Source organism: Kribbella sp., from assembly GCF_035687465.1.
GTDB lineage: Bacteria > Actinomycetota > Actinomycetes > Propionibacteriales > Kribbellaceae > Kribbella.
The window spans coordinates 1-16,750 of sequence record NZ_DASRXP010000314.1 but is presented as its reverse complement, the minus strand read 5'-3'; the positions used below and the strand labels follow the sequence as shown (position 1 = coordinate 16,750).

Below are 16,750 nucleotides of genomic sequence, written 5' to 3'. Positions count from 1 at the left end.
CGAGACGGTCGACCTCGCGGTGGTCGCGGTGCCGGCCGAGGCGGTCATCGACGTGGTGCTCGACTGTGCGGCGAGGGGGGTCCGCGGGCTGGTCGTGGTCTCGAGCGGGTTCGCGGAGATCGGTGACGAGGGCCGGCGGCGGCAGCGCCGGCTGGTCGGGCTCGCCAGGTCGTACGGCATGCGGGTGATCGGACCGAACGCCCTCGGCGTGATCAACACGGCGCCCGGCGTGACGCTGAACGCCTCGCTGTCGCCACTGATGCCGAGCCGCGGGCGGGTCGCGTTCTTCTGCCAGTCGGGCGCGCTCGGCGTCTCGATCCTGGCGGACATGGTCGGCCGCGGCCTCGGGCTGTCGAGCTTCGTGTCGGCGGGCAACCGGGCCGATGTCTCCGGCAACGACCTGATGCAGTACTGGTACTCCGACGAGGCGACCGAGGTGGTCCTGCTCTACCTGGAGTCGCTCGGCAACCCGCGCAAGTTCAGCCGGGTCGCGCGGCGGCTGGCGGGGCGCAAACCGGTGATCGCGCTGAAGTCCGGCCGCGCCACCCAGGGCGTCCCGCTCGGTCACACGGTCCGGCGCAGTCAGTTGCCTGCAGCAACTGTCGACTCGCTGTTCCGGCAGAGCGGCCTGATCGGGGTGGACACGACCGGTGAGCTGTTCGACGTCGCGCAACTGATCGCGCACCAGCCGCTGCCGAAGGGCCGCCGGGTCGCGATCGTCAGCAACTCGGACGCGCTGACCCTGCTCGCCCTCGACACCATGGCCGGCTGCGGGCTGGACATCGCCGGGAAGCCGCACACGCTCAGCGCCGATGCCACCGCGGCCGACTTCGGCCAGGCGCTGGCGGAGGTGTTCACCGACGATCAGGTCGACTCGGTGGTAGTGATCTTCACGCCGCCGGTGCTGCAGAACGGCGACGAGGTCGCCCAGGTGCTCGCCGCGGCCGCCGCGGGCTCGACCAAGCCGGTCGTGTCCACCTTCCTCGCCTCGCGCAGCGTGCCCGAACAACTCCGCGTCCCCGACGAGCACGGCGGCGCAGCCCGCGGCTCGATCCCATCCTTCCTCTCACCCCAGTACGCCGTGGGCGCGCTCGCCAAGGTCACCCAGTACGCCGAGTGGCGGCGTCGCGCGGACTCCCGGATCCCCGACCTGCCGGACATCGACATGGACGGGGCCGAGGCGTTCGTCGCGGAGTTCCTGCAGCGCCATCCGGAGGGGGCCGATCTGGATGACGCGGACAGGCAGCTGTTGCTGAGCTTCTACGACATCAGTGTGCTGCCGTCGTTCCCGGTGCTCTCCGCTGACGAGGCGGTGGCGCGGGCTGCGGATCTCGGCTTCGAGGTGATTCTCAAGGCGACCGCCGAGCAGTGGCGGATGCGGCCGGATCTGGCCGACATCTGGCGCCACATCCACGACGAGGACGACATGCGCCAGGCCTGGGACGAGATGATCCAGACCTTCGGGGTGGCGTCCGATCCGGGTCGCGCGCAGTTCGTCGTCCAGAAGATGGCGCCGCCCGGAGTACCGGTGGTGATCTCGGCACTGGAGGACGTGGCGTTCGGGCCGGTCGTGACGTTCGGGTTGTCGGGGGTGGCGACGGATCTGCTGGGGGACAGGTCGTACCGGATGCCGCCGTTGACCACCGTGGACGCGGCGGAGATGGTGCGGGAGGTGCGGGCGGCGCCGCTGCTGTACGGGTACCGCGGCTCGGACCCGGTCGACATCCCCGCCATCGAGAACCTGCTGCACCGCGTGTCGCGCCTCACGCTCGACCTGGAAGAGGTCGTCCGCCTGGACCTCCGCTCAGTCCTCGTGGCGGCCCAGGGCGCCACTGTCCTGGACACCTCCATCCGCATTGCCCCGAACGAGAAGCCCCGCCAGGACGCCCCCGCCCGTCGCCTCACCTGATTGGGACGCACCCACGTGACAGATCCATCGGTTGAGCTTGCCCTGCGCTTCGGCGTTGGGGAGGTGCGGGGGTTCCGGCAGGTGGGGCGGGGCGCGATGGGGGCCGTCTGGCGACTCGACTCCTCAGCTGGGACCTTCGCGGCGAAGGAAGCGTTCTGGGAGCCGCCGGTAGAGGAGCATGTGCTCCAGGAGGTTGCCTTTCGCAACGCGTGTGCAGCGGCCGGCGTACCGAGCCCACAGCCCCTCGCGGCGACAACGGGCGAGTACGTCGTCGACCTCGAAGGCCTGGCGTGGCGTCTGTTCGAGTGGTGTGACGGCGAGGTGGTGGATCACGGCGACGTGCCCACCACGGCCTGGGTGGCGGCGCAGATGGGTACGATCCACGCCCTCGCCTGGACAACCGGAGACGACCCCGAGCCGGACGACTGGTACGGGGTCGTCGACGTTGACTGGCCCGCGCTGGCCGCCGCGGCCGGAGCTGCTCAGGTCGACTGGGCTGCAGATCTGAAGCAACTGACGCCGCGTCTGGCCGAGCTGGCGGAACTGGTCAACAGCACACCCATCGGCGACCCGGTTTGGTGCCACCGCGACCTCAAGAACACGAACGTACTGCGCCCCGCCGCCGGACGAACGCTCGTCGACTGGGACAACGTGGGCCCACTGGCTCCCTGGCGCGAACTCGGCGACCTGCTGATGCACCACCTGACTAACGAAACCGGCCTGCGCGCCATCACCGCCGCGTACCGCGAAGCCGGCGGAACCGCGGTAGTGGACGGGCCGGCGACGTTCGCCACCGGGCTGGCGATCAGCCTGAACTTCCTGCACGGTCAGGCGACCGCTGCGATGGACGAGCAACTGCAGCCCGCCCATCGCGAGTACGCCGCCTCGACGGTCCTGGCCTTGCTCGCGTCGATCCCGGATCTCCAGACTCTGGAGCGAGCGAGTCAGGCAGTCCGCCGGTAGAGGCTGTTGTCGCGGGTCAGGAAGCCGTAGTCGACCAGTTGCCGCCGTAGCGTCGCGTGGTCCGGGTGCCAGCTGTTCAGGATCGCGTTGACCGTCGCCTCCGGGTACTCGGTCCCGAGGTCGAACGAGCCCGCCAGATGCTCGAGCACGATCCGGAACTTGGCCGGCACGGTCGGCAGTACGGTCAACTGGCCGTCGCGGATGAACGATCGGAGTACGGCATCCCGCGCCGGATCCTCGTCCAGCGGCACCCGCTCAGGGCGCCCTTCGCGCACGACGTCCTTGAATACACCCTCCTCGGCAACCAGCCCACTCTCACCGGCGACGAGCAGGTCGGACTTGCTCAGTCGCTGCACGGCCTTGGCGACAACCGGCAGCCCGAGTCCCGTCACTCCCGCGATCTCCTCCGGAGTACCCGCGCCGAGGACCACAGCGCAGTACACGCGCAGTCTCGACGGCTCGGCCAGGAGTCCACAGAGTTGGTCGGCGTTCATGCCATCCAACCTAAGCTCGCTGACAACCGGATTTTCGCCGTTGATGCTAGACAGGAGCCATGACAGGGCTCACGGAACCAGGTCCTCTGAACGCCATCACCGATGTGCCGGGCGTGCTGGTCGGACAAGTCGAGCGCACCGACGCGCCCTACCTGACCGGCATTACGGTCATCCACGTCCCCGGTACTGCGGTGACCGGTGTCGACGTACGAGGTGGCGCCCCCGGGACCCGGGAGACCGACCTGCTCGACCCCGTGAACGCCAACCCCGGTGTGAACGCGATCGTGCTCACCGGCGGGAGCGCGTACGGCCTCGACACCGCCGGCGGCGTGATGGGCTGGCTCGAGGAACAAGGTCAGGGCGTTCGCGTCGGACCGGGGGAGCGCGACGTGGTCCCGATCGTGCCGACGGCGGTGTTGTTCGACCTCGGTCGTGGCGGCGGGTTCCAGGCACGGCCGACTCACCAGTGGGGTCGCGAGGCGATCGGTGCTGCGAGCAACGGTACGGTTGCCATGGGCAATCACGGTGCGGGGGCAGGCGCCAGGGCCGGGGGATTGAAGGGCGGCGTCGGCACTGCCAGTGTTCGCTTGCCCGACGGTACTACGGTCGGCGCGCTGGTGATCGTGAACGCCGTCGGGTCTACCGTCGACAGCGAGGGACGGTTGTACGGCGCGCAGTACGGGCTGGGGGATGAGTTCGACCAGCTGCAGACGCCGGTGGAATCCACGCCGGAAGGGCTCTCAGGTCCGGTGCCAGGGATGAACACGGTGATCGCGGTCGTCGCGACGGACGCGCCGCTGGACAAGGCAGCGGCCAAGCGGATGGCGATGGTCGCCCACGACGGCCTCGCCCGTGCGATCGACCCGATCCACACGCTGCTGGACGGCGACGCGATCTTCGCGCTGTCGACCTCGCAGGAACAGGCCCGCCTGCGAGTCACCGACCCGGCCGCTCTCGCCCAACTGGAGACACTCTTCGGTGCCGGGGCCCGAACCCTCTGCCGCGCGATCGTCCACGGGATGCTCGCCGCCGAGACTGTCGAGACCCCTGCCGGCAAACTGGTCAGCTACCGCGATGCCTACCCCTCGGCCTTCACGAACTCCTAGCCGCCAGCAGGGTCGCGAACCCGTCGAGATGACAGGCAAGGCCGTACTCGAACAGTCCGTCCAGGTCCGAAATCGTCTCCTCTGGAACCGTTGCCAGCAAAGGAAATCGTCCACTCTCGAGGAGCTCGCCGGCGCGCTTCTGCTCGGCTATCCGCCAGCGGTCGAGCGTCATGCCGGTCTCCTGCTCGGCTTCGATCTCATCCGCCAGGGACAGCGCAACGGTGACGACCAGTCCGTGGAGGGTGAGGGCCTCTCGGATGCAGGTCGTCATGGGCAGCCCGAGCCCGTCGAGTGCGCGCAGGGTCCACTCGGTGTGGGCCGTCAGGTTGGGCATCAGCAACGGTCGGGTGAACGAGACGGCTCTGGGCAGCCAAAGGTGTCGCCGGCAGAGCTGCCATTGCCGGCGGGAGATCAATTCGAGCTTGGCTCGCCATCCCTCTGGCCCCGGGATCGGCAGCTCGGTTTCGCCGAAGGCTTCGTCGACCATCTGCGCCACCAGTTCGTCCTTGGTCGCCACGTGCCGGTACAGCGACATCGGGCCGACGCCGAGCTCGGCCGCGAGTCGCCGCATGGAGAGGGCGTCGAGTCCCTCGCGGTCGGCGATCGTGATGGCGGTGCGGAGAACCTGCTTTGTGTTCAGTACTCGCTTGGGAACGGCGGACGGCCGTGGTTGCGGCGTGCCGGTCAGGCTGACCGGCAGCTTGTGGCGCGTGCTCGCGCTGACCACCGTGCCAGACCCGACCGTCGTCTCGACCAGGCCGTCGTCGCGCAGGATCGCCATCACCTTGGTCGCGGTCGCGACGGCGACGCCCCATCGCTGGGCGATCTGCCGGATGGACGGCATCCGGTCACCGGGCCGCAGGTCGCCGGTCAGGATCCGGGCCCGTAGTTCGGTGACGATCCGCCGGTAGGGCGGATCCGGTCGCTGCGACGACATATCGCCTCCGTTCCCTCGTGAGGATGGCTAGTGTACTAGTTCGATACCTCTCCAGCTAGCACACTTCTTCGTCTTCTGTTACGGCTATTTCGACGGTTCTGCCTACGGTGTACGCATGACAGTGAATACAGCGTACGCATCCGTACGGTCCGCGGAGGACGCGGACCAGCAAGCGGTGCTCGATGTCCTCACCGAGGCGTTCATGAACGATCCCGTCGCCGGCTGGCTCTTTCCTGAGCTGGGCGAACGAGCGCTTCTCCAGCCGCACTTCTACCGCTCCCTGCTCACCCATCCCGCCGGCGAGGCCTACCTGGTCGGCGACCGCGAGGGCGCCTCGATCTGGCTGGCGTATGCCGCGGGACAGGCATCCGAAGAGGACCCTCCAGAAGGCGCGAACCTGGTCTTCGGTCAGAGCGGCGCGAGGCTGCTGGCTCTGGGGCAGGCACTGGCTCAACGACACCCGACTCACGAACCACACCTCTACCTCGCCTGCATGGGAGTGGTGAGCGGGCGGCAGGGTGCCGGACTCGGCTCGGCGCTGTTGCGGCATGGGCTGGATCAAGCCGACGGGGCCGGCATCGCTGCGTATCTGGAGGCGAGTTCGCCCCGGAGCCGCGCCCTCTACCAACGGTACGGATTCCACGATCTCGGCGAACCGGTTCGCGTCGAGGACAGCCCACTGCTGTGGCCCATGTGGCGTCAACCATCCCCAACAGGAGGAGAACACCGATGACAACGAATTCTGAAGATGACACCAGAGCTCGCGATCGGCGGGCGCCGACCCTGGTGTTCGTCCACGGCACCAACTCTTCGTCGTTCTCGTGGTCAGGACTGATCAACGAACTCAACCTGCGCGGGCACCGGAGTGTGGCCGTCGACCTTCCGGGACACGGCGACGAGGGCTTCTTCCCCCGCGCGTACCAGGCTCCGCAGGACCTCGAGGCCTTGGCAACCGAGGCGTCGCCGCTCGCCAAGGTCACCATCGACGACTATGTCGAGCGCGTGATCGGGGTGGCACGTCGCGCCCGTCGCCACGGGCCGGTGATCCTGGTCGGCGCGAGCCAGGGCGGCGTGACCGTCAGCAGGGTCGGCAACGCCGTACCCGATCTGCTCGAGCGGGTCGTCTACGTCTCGGCGTACTGCTGCGTGGACCTGCCGAACATGGCCGCCTACTTCGCGACGCCCGAGAACAAGGACAGCCTGGTCGGCCAGGTGACCCAGGCGGTGGTTGCCGATCCAGCGGTCCTCGGGGTGGCCCGGGTCAACTGGCGCACGGCCGATCCGGCGGTGATCCGCGGCATCAAGGAGTGCCTGGCCGGCGACTTCACCGACGATGCGGTGCACCGGATGCTCAACCTGCTCGAACCGGACGAACCTGCCAGCATTCCGCTGACCGAGGCCCGCGGTGAAGCGCACACCTGGGGCCGGATTCCCCGGACGTATGTGCGCTTCACCCTCGACCGGCTGATTCCGCCCGCGCTGCAAGACCGTTTCATCCAGGAGGCCGACCGCCTCACGCCGGACAATCTCACCGATGTGCGAAGTGTCGCGGCACCCCATGTCGGCCCGTTCGGCCGGCCCGAACTGGTGGAGATCTTCGCCGACCTCGCCGGCCGCTGACCCGGCCGCTGATCCGGCCGCTGATCCGGCCGCTGATCCGGTCGCTGATCCGGTCGCACTGACGGGGCGTACGACCAGGGGACTACGCGGGCCGGTCCGAAGGTGACCAAAGGCTGGTCAAGGACCGGCCCGTGGACCGACGATCCCACCGCCGGTCCACGAAAGCCTGCGGGTATGAGTTTCCAGAGTCCCCACTCAACCCAGTCCACCCCGATCCAACAGCAAGCGCAGTACGCCCAACTCACCCAGCCGGCAGCGGTACTGGCGGGCCGAGGACTCGTCAAGTACTACGGCGAGGTCGTCGGTCTTGCCGGGGTGGATGTAGCTGTTCAGTCAGGTGAAGCCCTTGCTGTGATGGGCCCGTCAGGCAATGGCAAGACCACCTTGTTGCACGTGCTCGCGGGCATTCTCACGCCGGATCAGGGTGAGGTTTGGCTCGCTGGTGAGCGAGTCGACCAGCTCGGCGACGCCGCCCGGACCGTACTGCGGCGGCGCCGGCTGGGGTTCGTCTTCCAGGACAACCAACTGCTCGCCGAACTCCCGGCCGACGAGAACGTGGCCCTTCCGCTGATGGTCGACGGGATCTCCCGCCGGGACGCGGTCGGCCGGGCCAGGACCATGCTCGCCCAGGTCGGTCTGTCCGCCGAGGTCGGCCGACGCCCAGGTGAACTCTCCGGCGGCCAGGCCCAGCGCGTCGCCATCGCCCGGGCCCTGGTCGGAGAACCCCAGGTTGTCTTCGCCGACGAACCCACCGGCGCACTCGATGCGACCACCGGCGCCCAGGTGATCGACCTCCTGGTAGGAGCCGCCACCCACCGCGGCGCGGCAGTCGTGGTCGTCACCCACGACGACGCGGTCGCCGCCCGCTGCAACCGAATCCTCCGCATCGTCGACGGCCGGGTGAGCGACCGATGAACCCGATGACGGATCTCGGGCTGCGGTTCGTCCGGCGTCCCGGCCCTGGGGGACGAGCGGCGAATCTCGCGGCCGTCGGCGCGACCGCCGTAGTCGCGTTGCTCGTGACTTTCCTGATCGCGGGGTCGCTCGGGCTGACCCACCGGTCCGACCGGATCGGCTGGCGGTCCACCCTCAACGGCGACTCCAAGACGGCGGTCGGTGCGCTCCACGAAGTACAGGACATGGTCGCGGGCAAGCCGGTCACCCGCTTCGACCTCGCCATCCTCAACGACAAGACCAACGCCGCGCCGCCACCCGGCCTGCCGCGCGTGCCAATGCCGGGGGAGGTCTTCGTCTCACCCAAGCTCGCCGAACTCTGGGGCAGCGGCCTCAGCGACCGCTACAAACTCCCCGAACCCACCGGCGTGATCTCGAACGCGGGCCTGTCGTCGCCAGACGATCTGGTGGCCATCAGAGGCGTGGCCCCGAACTCAGCCGGTATGACTGCCTCCGATCACCCGGACTACCTCGAGTCCTGGCGCGGCACCGCCATCGACGGCCGAATGGCCTTTTTGCTCGTCATGGTTGCCTTCGGCATCGCTCTGGTCCTGTTCCCACTCCTCAGCCTCGTCGGCCAGGCCGCCGGAGTCGCAGCCAAACGCCGCGAACACCGGTTGGCCGCGCTGAGATTGGCCGGCGCTACCCGCGGCCAAGTCCTGTTGCTCAGTGCGGTCGAACAAGCCGTCCTGGCGTTCTTCGGCGCGATCGCGGGTCTGATCGGCTACACCGTGCTGAGCCCGCTGATCGCCAGGATCCCTCTGGGCGGTGGCCGGTGGTACCTGCACGACCTGACCGTGCGTTGGTGGGTCATCCTCGTCGTGCTCATCGCAGTACCGGTCCTGTCAGTGATCAGCGCGCTGATCGGGCTCGGCCGGGTCAGCATCACCCCGCTCGGCGTAGTACGGGGTCAAACCCGCAAGGCGGCCAGTGCGCTGCGGCTCGGCCTGCTGGTGGTCGGCCCGGTGATGCTCGCGGTGCTCGGTACCGGCGGCGCAGTACTGCCCTTACTCATCGGCATCGGCCTTGCGGCACTCGCGGTCCGGGTCGTCGGCCCGTTCGCCGTCCAGGTGATCGGCCGATTCCTGGCCCGTACTGCGAACGGCCCGGTGGTGCTGCTCGCCGGCAGACGACTCGCCGACGACCCCAAGGCGGCGTTCCGCCCGGTTGCCGCCCTGGTTCTCAGCGGCTTCGTGACCGGGTTCCTCGCTCTGTTCATGCCCTTCGGGCTGGCCCAGGACGGCACGGACGCGGCATTCAGCCTCCACACAGACCAGGGACAGACCGTTGCCGTCGCCAAGGAAGTGAGCCACCGACTCTCCGAGGCCGGGTTCACTAGCGAGGTGACTACCTCCGAGGAGTCAGTGGACATTCACGTCTCGACAACCGATCGCGAGAAGGTCAGAACAATCCTGTACGACCTCGTCCCGGATCAGGTGCCTCTGACGGATGCGGAGAAGGACGCACACGAGGCAGGGGTCTACCTCGACATGCGCCTCGGAGTGGCCCTCTTGCTCGGATTGGTCTTCGTCACCGGTGCTGCCTCCACCGCGGCTGGTGCAGTCGGAACGGCACTGGACCAGTCAGCTCCTGCGAGAGCGCTTCGGCGCTCGGGGATCCCACTGAGTGTGATCGAGAGGTCGGCGCGGCTCGCGGCCGTAGTACCGGTGATCGGCGTCGGGTTGCCTGTGGTCGGGTTCGGCGCGCTGTGCGGTCTGGCGCTGAGCGGTGGGCACATCCTGACCCAGGGGAGTTCCGGCGCGATCCTGCTGGCGGGCCAGGTGATCGTCGGGCTCATCCTGGTCGCGGTCGCCGGTGCCGCGGGCGCGCCGGTACTCCGGAAGGCCAGCGCCGGTTAGCGCTATCCACAGGAGGGATCGGGGTCCGGGACCGGCGCATGCAAGGATGAGGTCATGCGTGACCTGAATGCGCCGGTCCCGGACCTCGTGGACGCCTCGTCCCAACTGCGCGACGCGATCGACCGGTGTGGCTACTACCCAGAAGTTGTGACGGACTCGCTCGCGGTGGCGATCGCCCGCGAGCCGATCCGGGCTTTCGTGCTGCAGCACGAGCCGACGTTCGACCGCGACGAGGTGCGGCGGCACATCACCATCCTGGCGCTCACCCCGAGCCGGTTGATCGTCGGGCACACCGACGAGCACGCCGCGGACGACCTGATCGGCGCGCCGTACGCGTCCACCTCCACCGAGGCGATCCCGCTCAACCGGGTGAACGCGGTCGTGGTGAACCGGGTCGTGCCCAATCCGGCCGGTTACGGTTCGGCCAAGGCGTCCGGGGGCAAGACCGACCCGGCGGCTGGCGGTGAGGTGGTGCTGACCATCGGCTGGGGCATGGTGAACCGGATCGACCTCGAGCCGGCCGTCTGCGCAGACCCGAACTGTGAGGCCGACCACGGCTACACCGGCTCGGTTGCCGCCGACGACATCTCACTGCGGATCAGCGCGGCCGCCGACGGCCCGGCCGGGATCCAGCAGGTGCTCGACTTCGCGGCGGCACTGTCCTTCGCAACCAGTAGGTAGAGCAGCGATGTCCGCCCCGGCGACGATCCTCCCTGCTTATGGCGGCGGGTCCTTGGCCGACGTGCTGCCGTCCGTCGCGGCTGCGCTGTCGGTTCCAGGTGAGCAGAACGTCCTCGACCTCCCACCAGCACCCCGGTACGCCGTACTGCTGCTCGACGGCCTCGGGTGGAACCTCCTGCGCGAGCACGCGGAAGTGGCTCCGTATCTGTCCTCGCTGGCCAGCCGCAGCCTGACAGCCGGAGTACCGTCGACGACCGCTACCAGCCTGACCAGCCTCGGCACAGGCTTGCCGCCAGGTGCGCACGGGATCGTCGGCTACAGCTCGATCGTGCCCGAGACTGGCGCCCTGCTGAACGCTTTGGCCTGGGATGCTCCCGTGGACCCGCGCAAATGGCAGCCGCACCAGACCGTGTTCGAGCGGATCGCGGCCGCGGGTGTTGCCACGCGCAACGTCAGCAAGGCGCGGTTCGATACGTCGGGGCTCACCTCAGCGGCATTCCGGGGGAGTGCGCACCGGGGCGCGGACACCGTCGAGGACCGGCTGGACGCGACCAGGTTCGCGAGTCGCGAGGGCAAGTCGTCACTGGTCTACGTGTACGACTCACAGCTGGACTACACCGGTCATAACCAGGGATGCGAGTCCTGGCAGTGGCGCAAGGAGCTCGGCGCCGCCGACGCGTTCGCCGCGCAGGTCCGGTCGGCGCTGCCCAGAGATGCCGTGCTTGTGGTCGTCGCTGACCACGGCATGATCGACGTCGCCCCTGAGAACCGCGTCGACCTGGACGCGGATCCCGCCCTGACAGCCGGGCTGCGGTTGATCGGCGGGGAATCCAGGTTCAGGCATCTGTACTGCGTGGACGGCGCGCTGTCCGACGTACTGGCGACTTATCGGGGAATGCTCGGCGACCGGGCGCTCGTGCTCAGCCGGGAGGAAGCGATCGGGCGCGGGTGGTTCGGCGCGGTCGAGGACAGGGTCCTGCCGCGCATCGGCGATGTCGTCGTGGCGTCGCTCGGCCCGGTGGCGCTGGTGTGCGGGAGCCGGTTCCCGCAGGAGGCCGGGTTGATCGGTCTGCATGGTTCGCTGACCGAGGACGAAATGCTCATCCCGCTGCTCGTCGACGCCCGCTAAAAGCTCCAGACGTTCCAGAAGAAGCTGGACTGGGCGGTCTTCGCGTCGGCATCACGCGCTGTGACCGTCACCTTGTAGCGGCCGGCGCCGGGGGTCAGTACTCCAGTGATCCAGCCGCGTTCGGCGTCGATGCCCAGGCCTGGCGGCAGCCCGGTCGCGGTGTAGCTGATCTCGCCCTTGCTGCTCATCCCCTTGATCAGCAGCGGGATCGCCGGAGTACCGCCGAACCCGATCTGGTCAGCGGGCTGGGTGACGCTAACCCCGGTGCTCGTCCCCTGACCCGTCGACGCCCCGACTGCCTCGGCCGCGTCGACCAGCCCTTCGCCGTAGAAGGAGTTGTTCGCGTCGGAGCCGGTGCACTCGCCTGCCGAGGCCGTCGGACAGGCGATGTCGTTCGCCTGCGCGGACAACCGCGCGCGGACCTGCTCCGGTGTCAGCTTGGGATTCGTACTACGGATCAGCGCGGCGACCCCGGCAACGTGGGGAGACGCCATCGAAGTACCGTCCAGGTTCTGGTAGCCGCCACCAGGGACGGTGGAGTAGACCCGTTCGCCGGGCGCGGAGATGACGATCTTGCCGGTGCCGTAGTTGGAGAAATCCGACTTGACGTTGTCCTGGTCGACCGACGCCACGATCACGACGTTCGGCAGTTCCGTCGGCAGGCTGAGGCAGTCGTTCGTGACCTCGCGCTCGCCGGGAGTCGAGTCGTTCGGGCTGGTGTCGTCGGTGGCCTTCTGGGCGAGGTCGTAGTCCTCGTTGCCCGCGGCGGCGACGTTCACCACGCCCTTGGAGTCGGCGTAGGCGACCGAACGCCGGACCGCCTCCACGATCGCGTCCTGGTCCTGATCCGTCGGGCAGGCGAACAACCAGGGATCGACGTAGTAGCTGTTGTTGGTGACCGAGACGCCCTTGTCGGCCGCGAAGAGGAAGGCGCAGACGGTGTTCTCCGGGAAGAACAGTTCGCTGCCGGGCTCGGCGACGCGGATCGACGAGACCTTGACGCCCGGCGCGACGCCGACCATGCCCTTGCCGTCCTTGGCCGCGGCGATCGACCCGGCCACGTGCGTGCCGTGATCAGCGATCGGACGCCAGGCGCCAGGCCGGGTGTCCAGTTTGCCGTAGGCGCAGGACGCCGACTTGGCCGCGTCGAAGTTGGCCTTGAGGTCGGGGTGCTGGTCGTCGACGCCGCTGTCCAGTACGCCGACGGTGATCGCCTTCGAACCGGGGTTCTTCGCCCAGGCCTTGTCCGCGCCGATCTGGGTCATGTCGGTCCGGGGAATCTCCGGCGAGGTGTCGGGCAGTTCCCGGGGTGCCGGCGGGATCGCGGGGTTGGCCGCGGCCGGGGGAAGGTCCGAAGTACGGGTTGCTCCGACCTTCTGGACGCCGCTGACCGTGCGCATCTTGGTCGCGAAGTCCGCGTTCGACGAATGGACCACGAGCACCCCGATCGCGTCGTACGCGGCGAAGACGGAACCGCCGCTGGAGGTCACCGCTGCGACGACGGTCGCGGTCTGCTTCGGCGCGGTGATCACGAAGTACGGGCGCACGCCGGCCTCGTCCCGGACCGGTGCCGCGGCGGCCGGTAGCGCGGCCGCGGCGAGTGCCATGCAGAGGGTGAGGACCAAGATCAGAGCTTTGCGCACGACCAAGTAGAACCTGCCGGGGGCTCAGAACGAAAGCCGACCCACCCCGGGGTAACTGACCAGCCGACGACTTTGGCAGGATGGGCGCCCGTGGCTGAGCTGCTCTACTTCACCGGGACCATGGACTGCGGCAAGTCCACGCTGGCGCTGCAGATGGATCACAACCACAAGGCGCGCGGCCGGCTGGGGAAGATCTTCACCAGCAACGACCGGGCCGGCGAGTCGACCCTGTCGTCGCGGCTCGGGCTGGTGGCCGAGGCGATCGAGGTCCGGCCCGACTTCGACTTCTGGCAGTACGTCGTCGGCGAACTGACCCACGGCGGCCGGATCGACTACGTGGTCTGCGACGAGGCGCAGTTCTACCAGGCGGAGCAGATCGAGCAGCTGGCCCGGCTGGCGGACGAACTGCAGATCGACGTCTTCTGCTTCGGCATCCTGACCGACTTCCGGGCCAGGATGTTCCCGGGTTCGGCCCGGCTGGTCGAACTCGCGGACCGGATGGAACTCCTCCAGGTCGAGGCCCTGTGCTGGTGCGGCGAACGAGCCACCCACAACGCCCGCACCATCGGCGGCGAAATGGTCACCGAGGGCGAACAACTAGTGGTCGGCGACATGGAGAAGTCCAGTACTGGGCAGTCCGGCGCCGATCTGAGCGTGCCCGACCTGAGCGGGCCTGGCCTGAACGGCGCGGAGATCGCGTACGAGGTGCTCTGCCGCCGCCATCACCGTCGCCGCCTGACCGCCGCGCGCGCCCGCGCCACTCTGTCACCCGAAGTTCTCCCGTTCGGAGGTGCCGTATGAGCCCGTTGATCTCCGCATCCGATCTGCTGGCAGCAGGTCAGCCGCGTCCCGTCATCCTCGACATCACCTGGGTCCTTTCCGCAGCGGCCGGACCCCCCGGGCGCGAGACGTACGCGGCCGGCCACATCCCCGGCGCATACTTCGTCGACCTCGACACCGAACTCGCCTCCCCGCCTGGCGCCGGCGGCCGCCATCCGTTGCCCGACGCAACCACCGTCGAGTCCGTACTACGCCGCGCCGGCGTCAACCCGAACACCCCAGTAGTCGTCTACGACGCCGCAACCTCCATGGCCGCGGCCCGGGCCTGGTGGGTCTTCCGGTACTTCGGCCTCGATGACGTCCGCGTACTCGACGGCGGCCTGGCCGCGTGGAAAACCGCCGGGGGAGAGGTCACCACCGCAGTACCCGAAGATGCCGCAGGCACCTTCACCGCATCTCCCGGCCACGTACCCGCGCTGGATGCCGAGGGAGCCGCCGCTCTGGCTTCGAGCGGCGTACTCCTGGACGCCCGCGCGCCGGAGCGCTTCGCCGGCGAGGTAGAGCCGATCGACCCGGTCGCCGGCCACATCCCCGGAGCAGTCAACGCCCCCACCACAGCCAACGTCGATGCCTCGGGCCACTTCCTCCCGGCCGAGGAACTGCAAGAACGCTTCGCGGCCCTGGGCGCCGACGGCTCGACCGAGGTAGGCGCCTACTGCGGCTCCGGCGTAACAGCAGCCCACGAAGCCCTCGCCCTGGAGATCGCCGGCATCAAAGCCCCCGTCTACGTGGGCTCCTGGTCCGAGTGGATCACCGACCCCACCCGCCCCATCGCCACCGGCCCCGCCTGACGCTCATCGAGCGACCTCTATGGATTCTCCGCAGGTCACCGCCTCCGGCGCTGATCGCGCCCCCCGCCCGTTCGACGTGATCATTGCCGGGTGCGGGCCGACTGGCGCGATGCTGGCCGCCGAACTGCGGCTGCACGATGTGCGGGTACTCGTTCTGGAGCAGGAAACCGAGCCTGTGTCGTTCGTCCGCATAGTCGGTCTGCATATTCGCAGTATCGAGCTGATGGCGATGCGCGGGCTGCTGGATCGCATGCTCGACCTCGGAAGACGGCGTCCGGCCGGCGGATTCTTCGCCGCCATCCCCAAACCCGCCCCCGAGGGCCTGGATTCCGCCCACGCGTATCTGCTGGGTATTCCGCAGCCGGTCGTCGTTCACCTGCTCGAAGAACAGGCGATCCAACTGGGTGCAGGGGTCCGGCGCGGTTGTCCGGTGGCCGATTTCGTGCAGGACGACGAGGGTGTGACCGTCGAGCTGGCCGATGGGGAACAGTTGCGTTCGCGCTATCTCGTCGGCTGCGACGGCGGGCGCAGTACGGTGCGCAAACTGCTCGGCGTCGGCTTCCCCGGCGAGCCCTCGCGGACCGAGACGCTGATGGGCGAGCTGGAAGTGGGTGTGCCGCAGGAGGAGATCGCCGCCAAGGTGACCGAAGTCCGCGAGACCAACAAGGTCTTCAGTCTCGGGCCCTTCGGCGAAGGGGTCTATCGCGTCGTGGTCCCCGTCGCGGGAGTCAGCGAGGCGGGGTCAGCGAGGCGGGGGTCAGCGAGGCGGGAGTCAGCGAGGCGGGAGTCAGCAAGGATGGCTCGGAACCGCCCACCCTCGGGGATTTCAAGCAGCAGTTGCGCGCCATCGCCGGGACCGATTTCGGCGTGCACTCCCCGCGCTGGTTGTCCCGCTTCGGGGATGCCACCCGGCTGGCCGAACGTTATCGGGTCGGGCGGGTGCTGCTGGCCGGCGATGCGGCACACATCCATCCACCCACCGGCGGACAGGGCCTCAACCTGGGCGTTCAGGACGCATTCAACCTCGGCTGGAAGCTGGCCGCACAGATCCGCGGCTGGCGCCGGAAACACTGCTGGACACGTACCAGGCCGAACGTCATCCGGTCGCCGAGGACGTGCTGGACAACACCCGCGCCCAGATGGAACTGCTGTCAGGCGAACCAGGCCCGCAGGCCGTGCGCAGGCTGCTCACCGAACTGATGGACTTCGACGCGGTGAACCGCTATCTGATCGAGAAGATCACTGCGATCGACATCCGCTACGACTTCGGCGAAGGCCCCGACCTGCTCGGCCGCCGCCTGCGCGACATCGACGTGAACCAGGGCCACCTCTACGACCTGCTGCATCGCGGCCGCGGCCTGCTGCTGGACCGCACCGAACGCCTGACCGTCGGCGGCTGGTCAGACCGGGTCGATTACCTCGCGGATCCCACTGCGGCACTGGATGTTCCGTGCGTCCTGCTACGCCCCGACGGCCACGTCGCCTGGATCGGCGACGATCAGCAGGACCTGGACAACCACCTCTCCCACTGGTTCGGCAAACCCGCCAACTAACTTCGCCTGAGCAACCGAAGGCGCGCGAGGAGGCGCTCTGCGCAATGGTGTTGCCTATAGCAACTAGCGGCGACATGTCATACGCACAAGGGATTTCGGCACACAGAGCGACCGTCTCGATTTGCGTGGATCGAACGTCTGTTCTAATATAGACGTCATGAGTACAGTCAGCGCAGACCCCCACTACGGCGACCAGGAGTTCGCCGTGGAGTTTGCTGCGCTGCTCGGCGCCGGGCGGATCTGTGTCCCGGATGACCCTGACGCGCCGGGT

General features: G+C 68.5%; 16 protein-coding genes and 1 pseudogene. 14 read left to right on the top strand and 3 right to left on the bottom strand.

What is annotated here, in order from left to right; genetic code table 11:
* Together VFG33_RS15890 and VFG33_RS15885 are read left to right on the top strand one after the other, a co-directional pair.
* Positions 1-1,909, top strand: a 1,909-nt coding sequence (locus tag VFG33_RS15890) for an acetate--CoA ligase family protein (protein WP_325053632.1), incomplete at its 5' end; no start/stop codon positions are given.
* Between the two features lie 15 nt (positions 1,910-1,924).
* Positions 1,925-2,872, top strand: a complete 948-nt coding sequence (locus VFG33_RS15885; protein ID WP_325053631.1) for a phosphotransferase enzyme family protein — start codon at positions 1,925-1,927, stop codon at positions 2,870-2,872.
* Here VFG33_RS15885 and VFG33_RS15880 read toward each other — a convergent pair.
* Positions 2,854-3,366 (bottom strand): DUF2087 domain-containing protein, encoded by a 513-nt coding sequence (locus VFG33_RS15880; protein WP_325053630.1) that lies wholly within the window; start codon positions 3,364-3,366, stop codon positions 2,854-2,856. The genes VFG33_RS15885 and VFG33_RS15880 overlap by 19 nt on opposite strands.
* Positions 3,367-3,425: 59 nt before the next feature.
* Here VFG33_RS15880 and VFG33_RS15875 point away from each other — a divergent pair, with 59 nt between their 5' ends.
* Positions 3,426-4,472, top strand: a complete 1,047-nt coding sequence (locus VFG33_RS15875; RefSeq protein ID WP_325053629.1) for a P1 family peptidase — start codon at positions 3,426-3,428, stop codon at positions 4,470-4,472.
* Here the strand turns inward: VFG33_RS15875 and VFG33_RS15870 are convergent.
* The gene (locus VFG33_RS15870; protein WP_325053628.1) at positions 4,459-5,409 is read right to left on the bottom strand and encodes a GntR family transcriptional regulator; all 951 of its coding nucleotides are present in this window, start codon (positions 5,407-5,409) and stop codon (positions 4,459-4,461) included. The genes VFG33_RS15875 and VFG33_RS15870 overlap by 14 nt on opposite strands.
* 115 nt (positions 5,410-5,524) lie before the next feature.
* Between VFG33_RS15870 and VFG33_RS15865 the strand changes: the two genes are divergently transcribed.
* The 6 genes from VFG33_RS15865 (at position 5,525) to VFG33_RS15840 (ending at position 11,652) form a co-directional block, all read left to right on the top strand.
* Entirely contained in the window at positions 5,525-6,142 is a 618-nt protein-coding gene (locus tag VFG33_RS15865) for a GNAT family N-acetyltransferase (RefSeq protein WP_325053627.1), read from the top strand.
* The gene (locus VFG33_RS15860; protein ID WP_325053626.1) at positions 6,139-7,029 is read left to right on the top strand and encodes an alpha/beta fold hydrolase; all 891 of its coding nucleotides are present in this window, start codon (positions 6,139-6,141) and stop codon (positions 7,027-7,029) included. The genes VFG33_RS15865 and VFG33_RS15860 overlap by 4 nt, the downstream gene beginning before the upstream one ends.
* Positions 7,030-7,203: 174 nt before the next feature.
* The gene (locus VFG33_RS15855; RefSeq protein WP_325053625.1) at positions 7,204-7,944 is read left to right on the top strand and encodes an ABC transporter ATP-binding protein; all 741 of its coding nucleotides are present in this window, start codon (positions 7,204-7,206) and stop codon (positions 7,942-7,944) included.
* Entirely contained in the window at positions 7,941-9,842 is a 1,902-nt protein-coding gene (locus tag VFG33_RS15850; protein ID WP_325053624.1) for an FtsX-like permease family protein, read from the top strand. Before VFG33_RS15855 ends, VFG33_RS15850 begins: the two co-directional genes overlap by 4 nt.
* A 54-nt stretch (positions 9,843-9,896) precedes the next feature.
* Positions 9,897-10,523, top strand: a complete 627-nt coding sequence (locus VFG33_RS15845) for a DUF5998 family protein (RefSeq protein WP_325053623.1) — start codon at positions 9,897-9,899, stop codon at positions 10,521-10,523.
* A 7-nt stretch (positions 10,524-10,530) separates the two neighbouring features.
* The gene (locus VFG33_RS15840) at positions 10,531-11,652 is read left to right on the top strand and encodes an alkaline phosphatase family protein (protein ID WP_325053622.1); all 1,122 of its coding nucleotides are present in this window, start codon (positions 10,531-10,533) and stop codon (positions 11,650-11,652) included.
* On the opposite strand, the gene VFG33_RS15835 is transcribed toward VFG33_RS15840, so the two are convergent.
* Positions 11,649-13,295, bottom strand: coding sequence for a S8 family peptidase (locus VFG33_RS15835; protein ID WP_325053621.1), 1,647 nt, complete (start codon positions 13,293-13,295; stop codon positions 11,649-11,651). The genes VFG33_RS15840 and VFG33_RS15835 overlap by 4 nt on opposite strands.
* Before the next feature lie 90 nt (positions 13,296-13,385).
* On the opposite strand from VFG33_RS15835, the gene VFG33_RS15830 reads away from it, so the two are divergent.
* From VFG33_RS15830 to VFG33_RS15810, 5 genes and pseudogenes are all read left to right on the top strand, one after another.
* A complete protein-coding gene (locus VFG33_RS15830; protein WP_325053620.1) occupies positions 13,386-14,096 on the top strand; it encodes a thymidine kinase in 711 nt (236 codons plus the stop codon).
* Positions 14,093-14,926: a sulfurtransferase gene (locus tag VFG33_RS15825; RefSeq protein ID WP_325053619.1), complete on the top strand. Its 834-nt coding sequence runs from the start codon at positions 14,093-14,095 to the stop codon at positions 14,924-14,926. The genes VFG33_RS15830 and VFG33_RS15825 overlap by 4 nt, the downstream gene beginning before the upstream one ends.
* A gap of 19 nt (positions 14,927-14,945) precedes the next feature.
* Positions 14,946-15,584: pseudogene (locus tag VFG33_RS15820) on the top strand (FAD-dependent oxidoreductase); the annotation flags it as partial.
* A 179-nt stretch (positions 15,585-15,763) separates the two neighbouring features.
* A complete protein-coding gene (locus tag VFG33_RS15815; protein ID WP_325053618.1) occupies positions 15,764-16,126 on the top strand; it encodes an FAD-dependent monooxygenase in 363 nt (120 codons plus the stop codon).
* Positions 16,042-16,479, top strand: coding sequence for an aromatic-ring hydroxylase C-terminal domain-containing protein (locus VFG33_RS15810; RefSeq protein WP_325053617.1), 438 nt, complete (start codon positions 16,042-16,044; stop codon positions 16,477-16,479). Before VFG33_RS15815 ends, VFG33_RS15810 begins: the two co-directional genes overlap by 85 nt.
* Positions 16,480-16,750: the final 271 nt, after the last annotated feature.

What these genes read in the sequence shown, in the direction of transcription:
- VFG33_RS15840 (WP_325053622.1), top strand. Translation starts at nt 10,531, where the DNA reads ATGTCCGCCCCGGCGACGATCCTCCCTGCTTATGGCGGCGGGTCCTTG.
- VFG33_RS15855 (WP_325053625.1), top strand. Translation starts at nt 7,204, where the DNA reads ATGAGTTTCCAGAGTCCCCACTCAACCCAGTCCACCCCGATCCAACAG.
- VFG33_RS15850 (WP_325053624.1), top strand. Translation starts at nt 7,941, where the DNA reads ATGAACCCGATGACGGATCTCGGGCTGCGGTTCGTCCGGCGTCCCGGC.
- VFG33_RS15880 (WP_325053630.1), bottom strand. Translation starts at nt 3,366, where the DNA reads ATGAACGCCGACCAACTCTGTGGACTCCTGGCCGAGCCGTCGAGACTG.
- VFG33_RS15845 (WP_325053623.1), top strand. Translation starts at nt 9,897, where the DNA reads ATGCGTGACCTGAATGCGCCGGTCCCGGACCTCGTGGACGCCTCGTCC.
- VFG33_RS15870 (WP_325053628.1), bottom strand. Translation starts at nt 5,409, where the DNA reads ATGTCGTCGCAGCGACCGGATCCGCCCTACCGGCGGATCGTCACCGAA.
- VFG33_RS15825 (WP_325053619.1), top strand. Translation starts at nt 14,093, where the DNA reads ATGAGCCCGTTGATCTCCGCATCCGATCTGCTGGCAGCAGGTCAGCCG.
- VFG33_RS15875 (WP_325053629.1), top strand. Translation starts at nt 3,426, where the DNA reads ATGACAGGGCTCACGGAACCAGGTCCTCTGAACGCCATCACCGATGTG.
- VFG33_RS15865 (WP_325053627.1), top strand. Translation starts at nt 5,525, where the DNA reads ATGACAGTGAATACAGCGTACGCATCCGTACGGTCCGCGGAGGACGCG.
- VFG33_RS15860 (WP_325053626.1), top strand. Translation starts at nt 6,139, where the DNA reads ATGACAACGAATTCTGAAGATGACACCAGAGCTCGCGATCGGCGGGCG.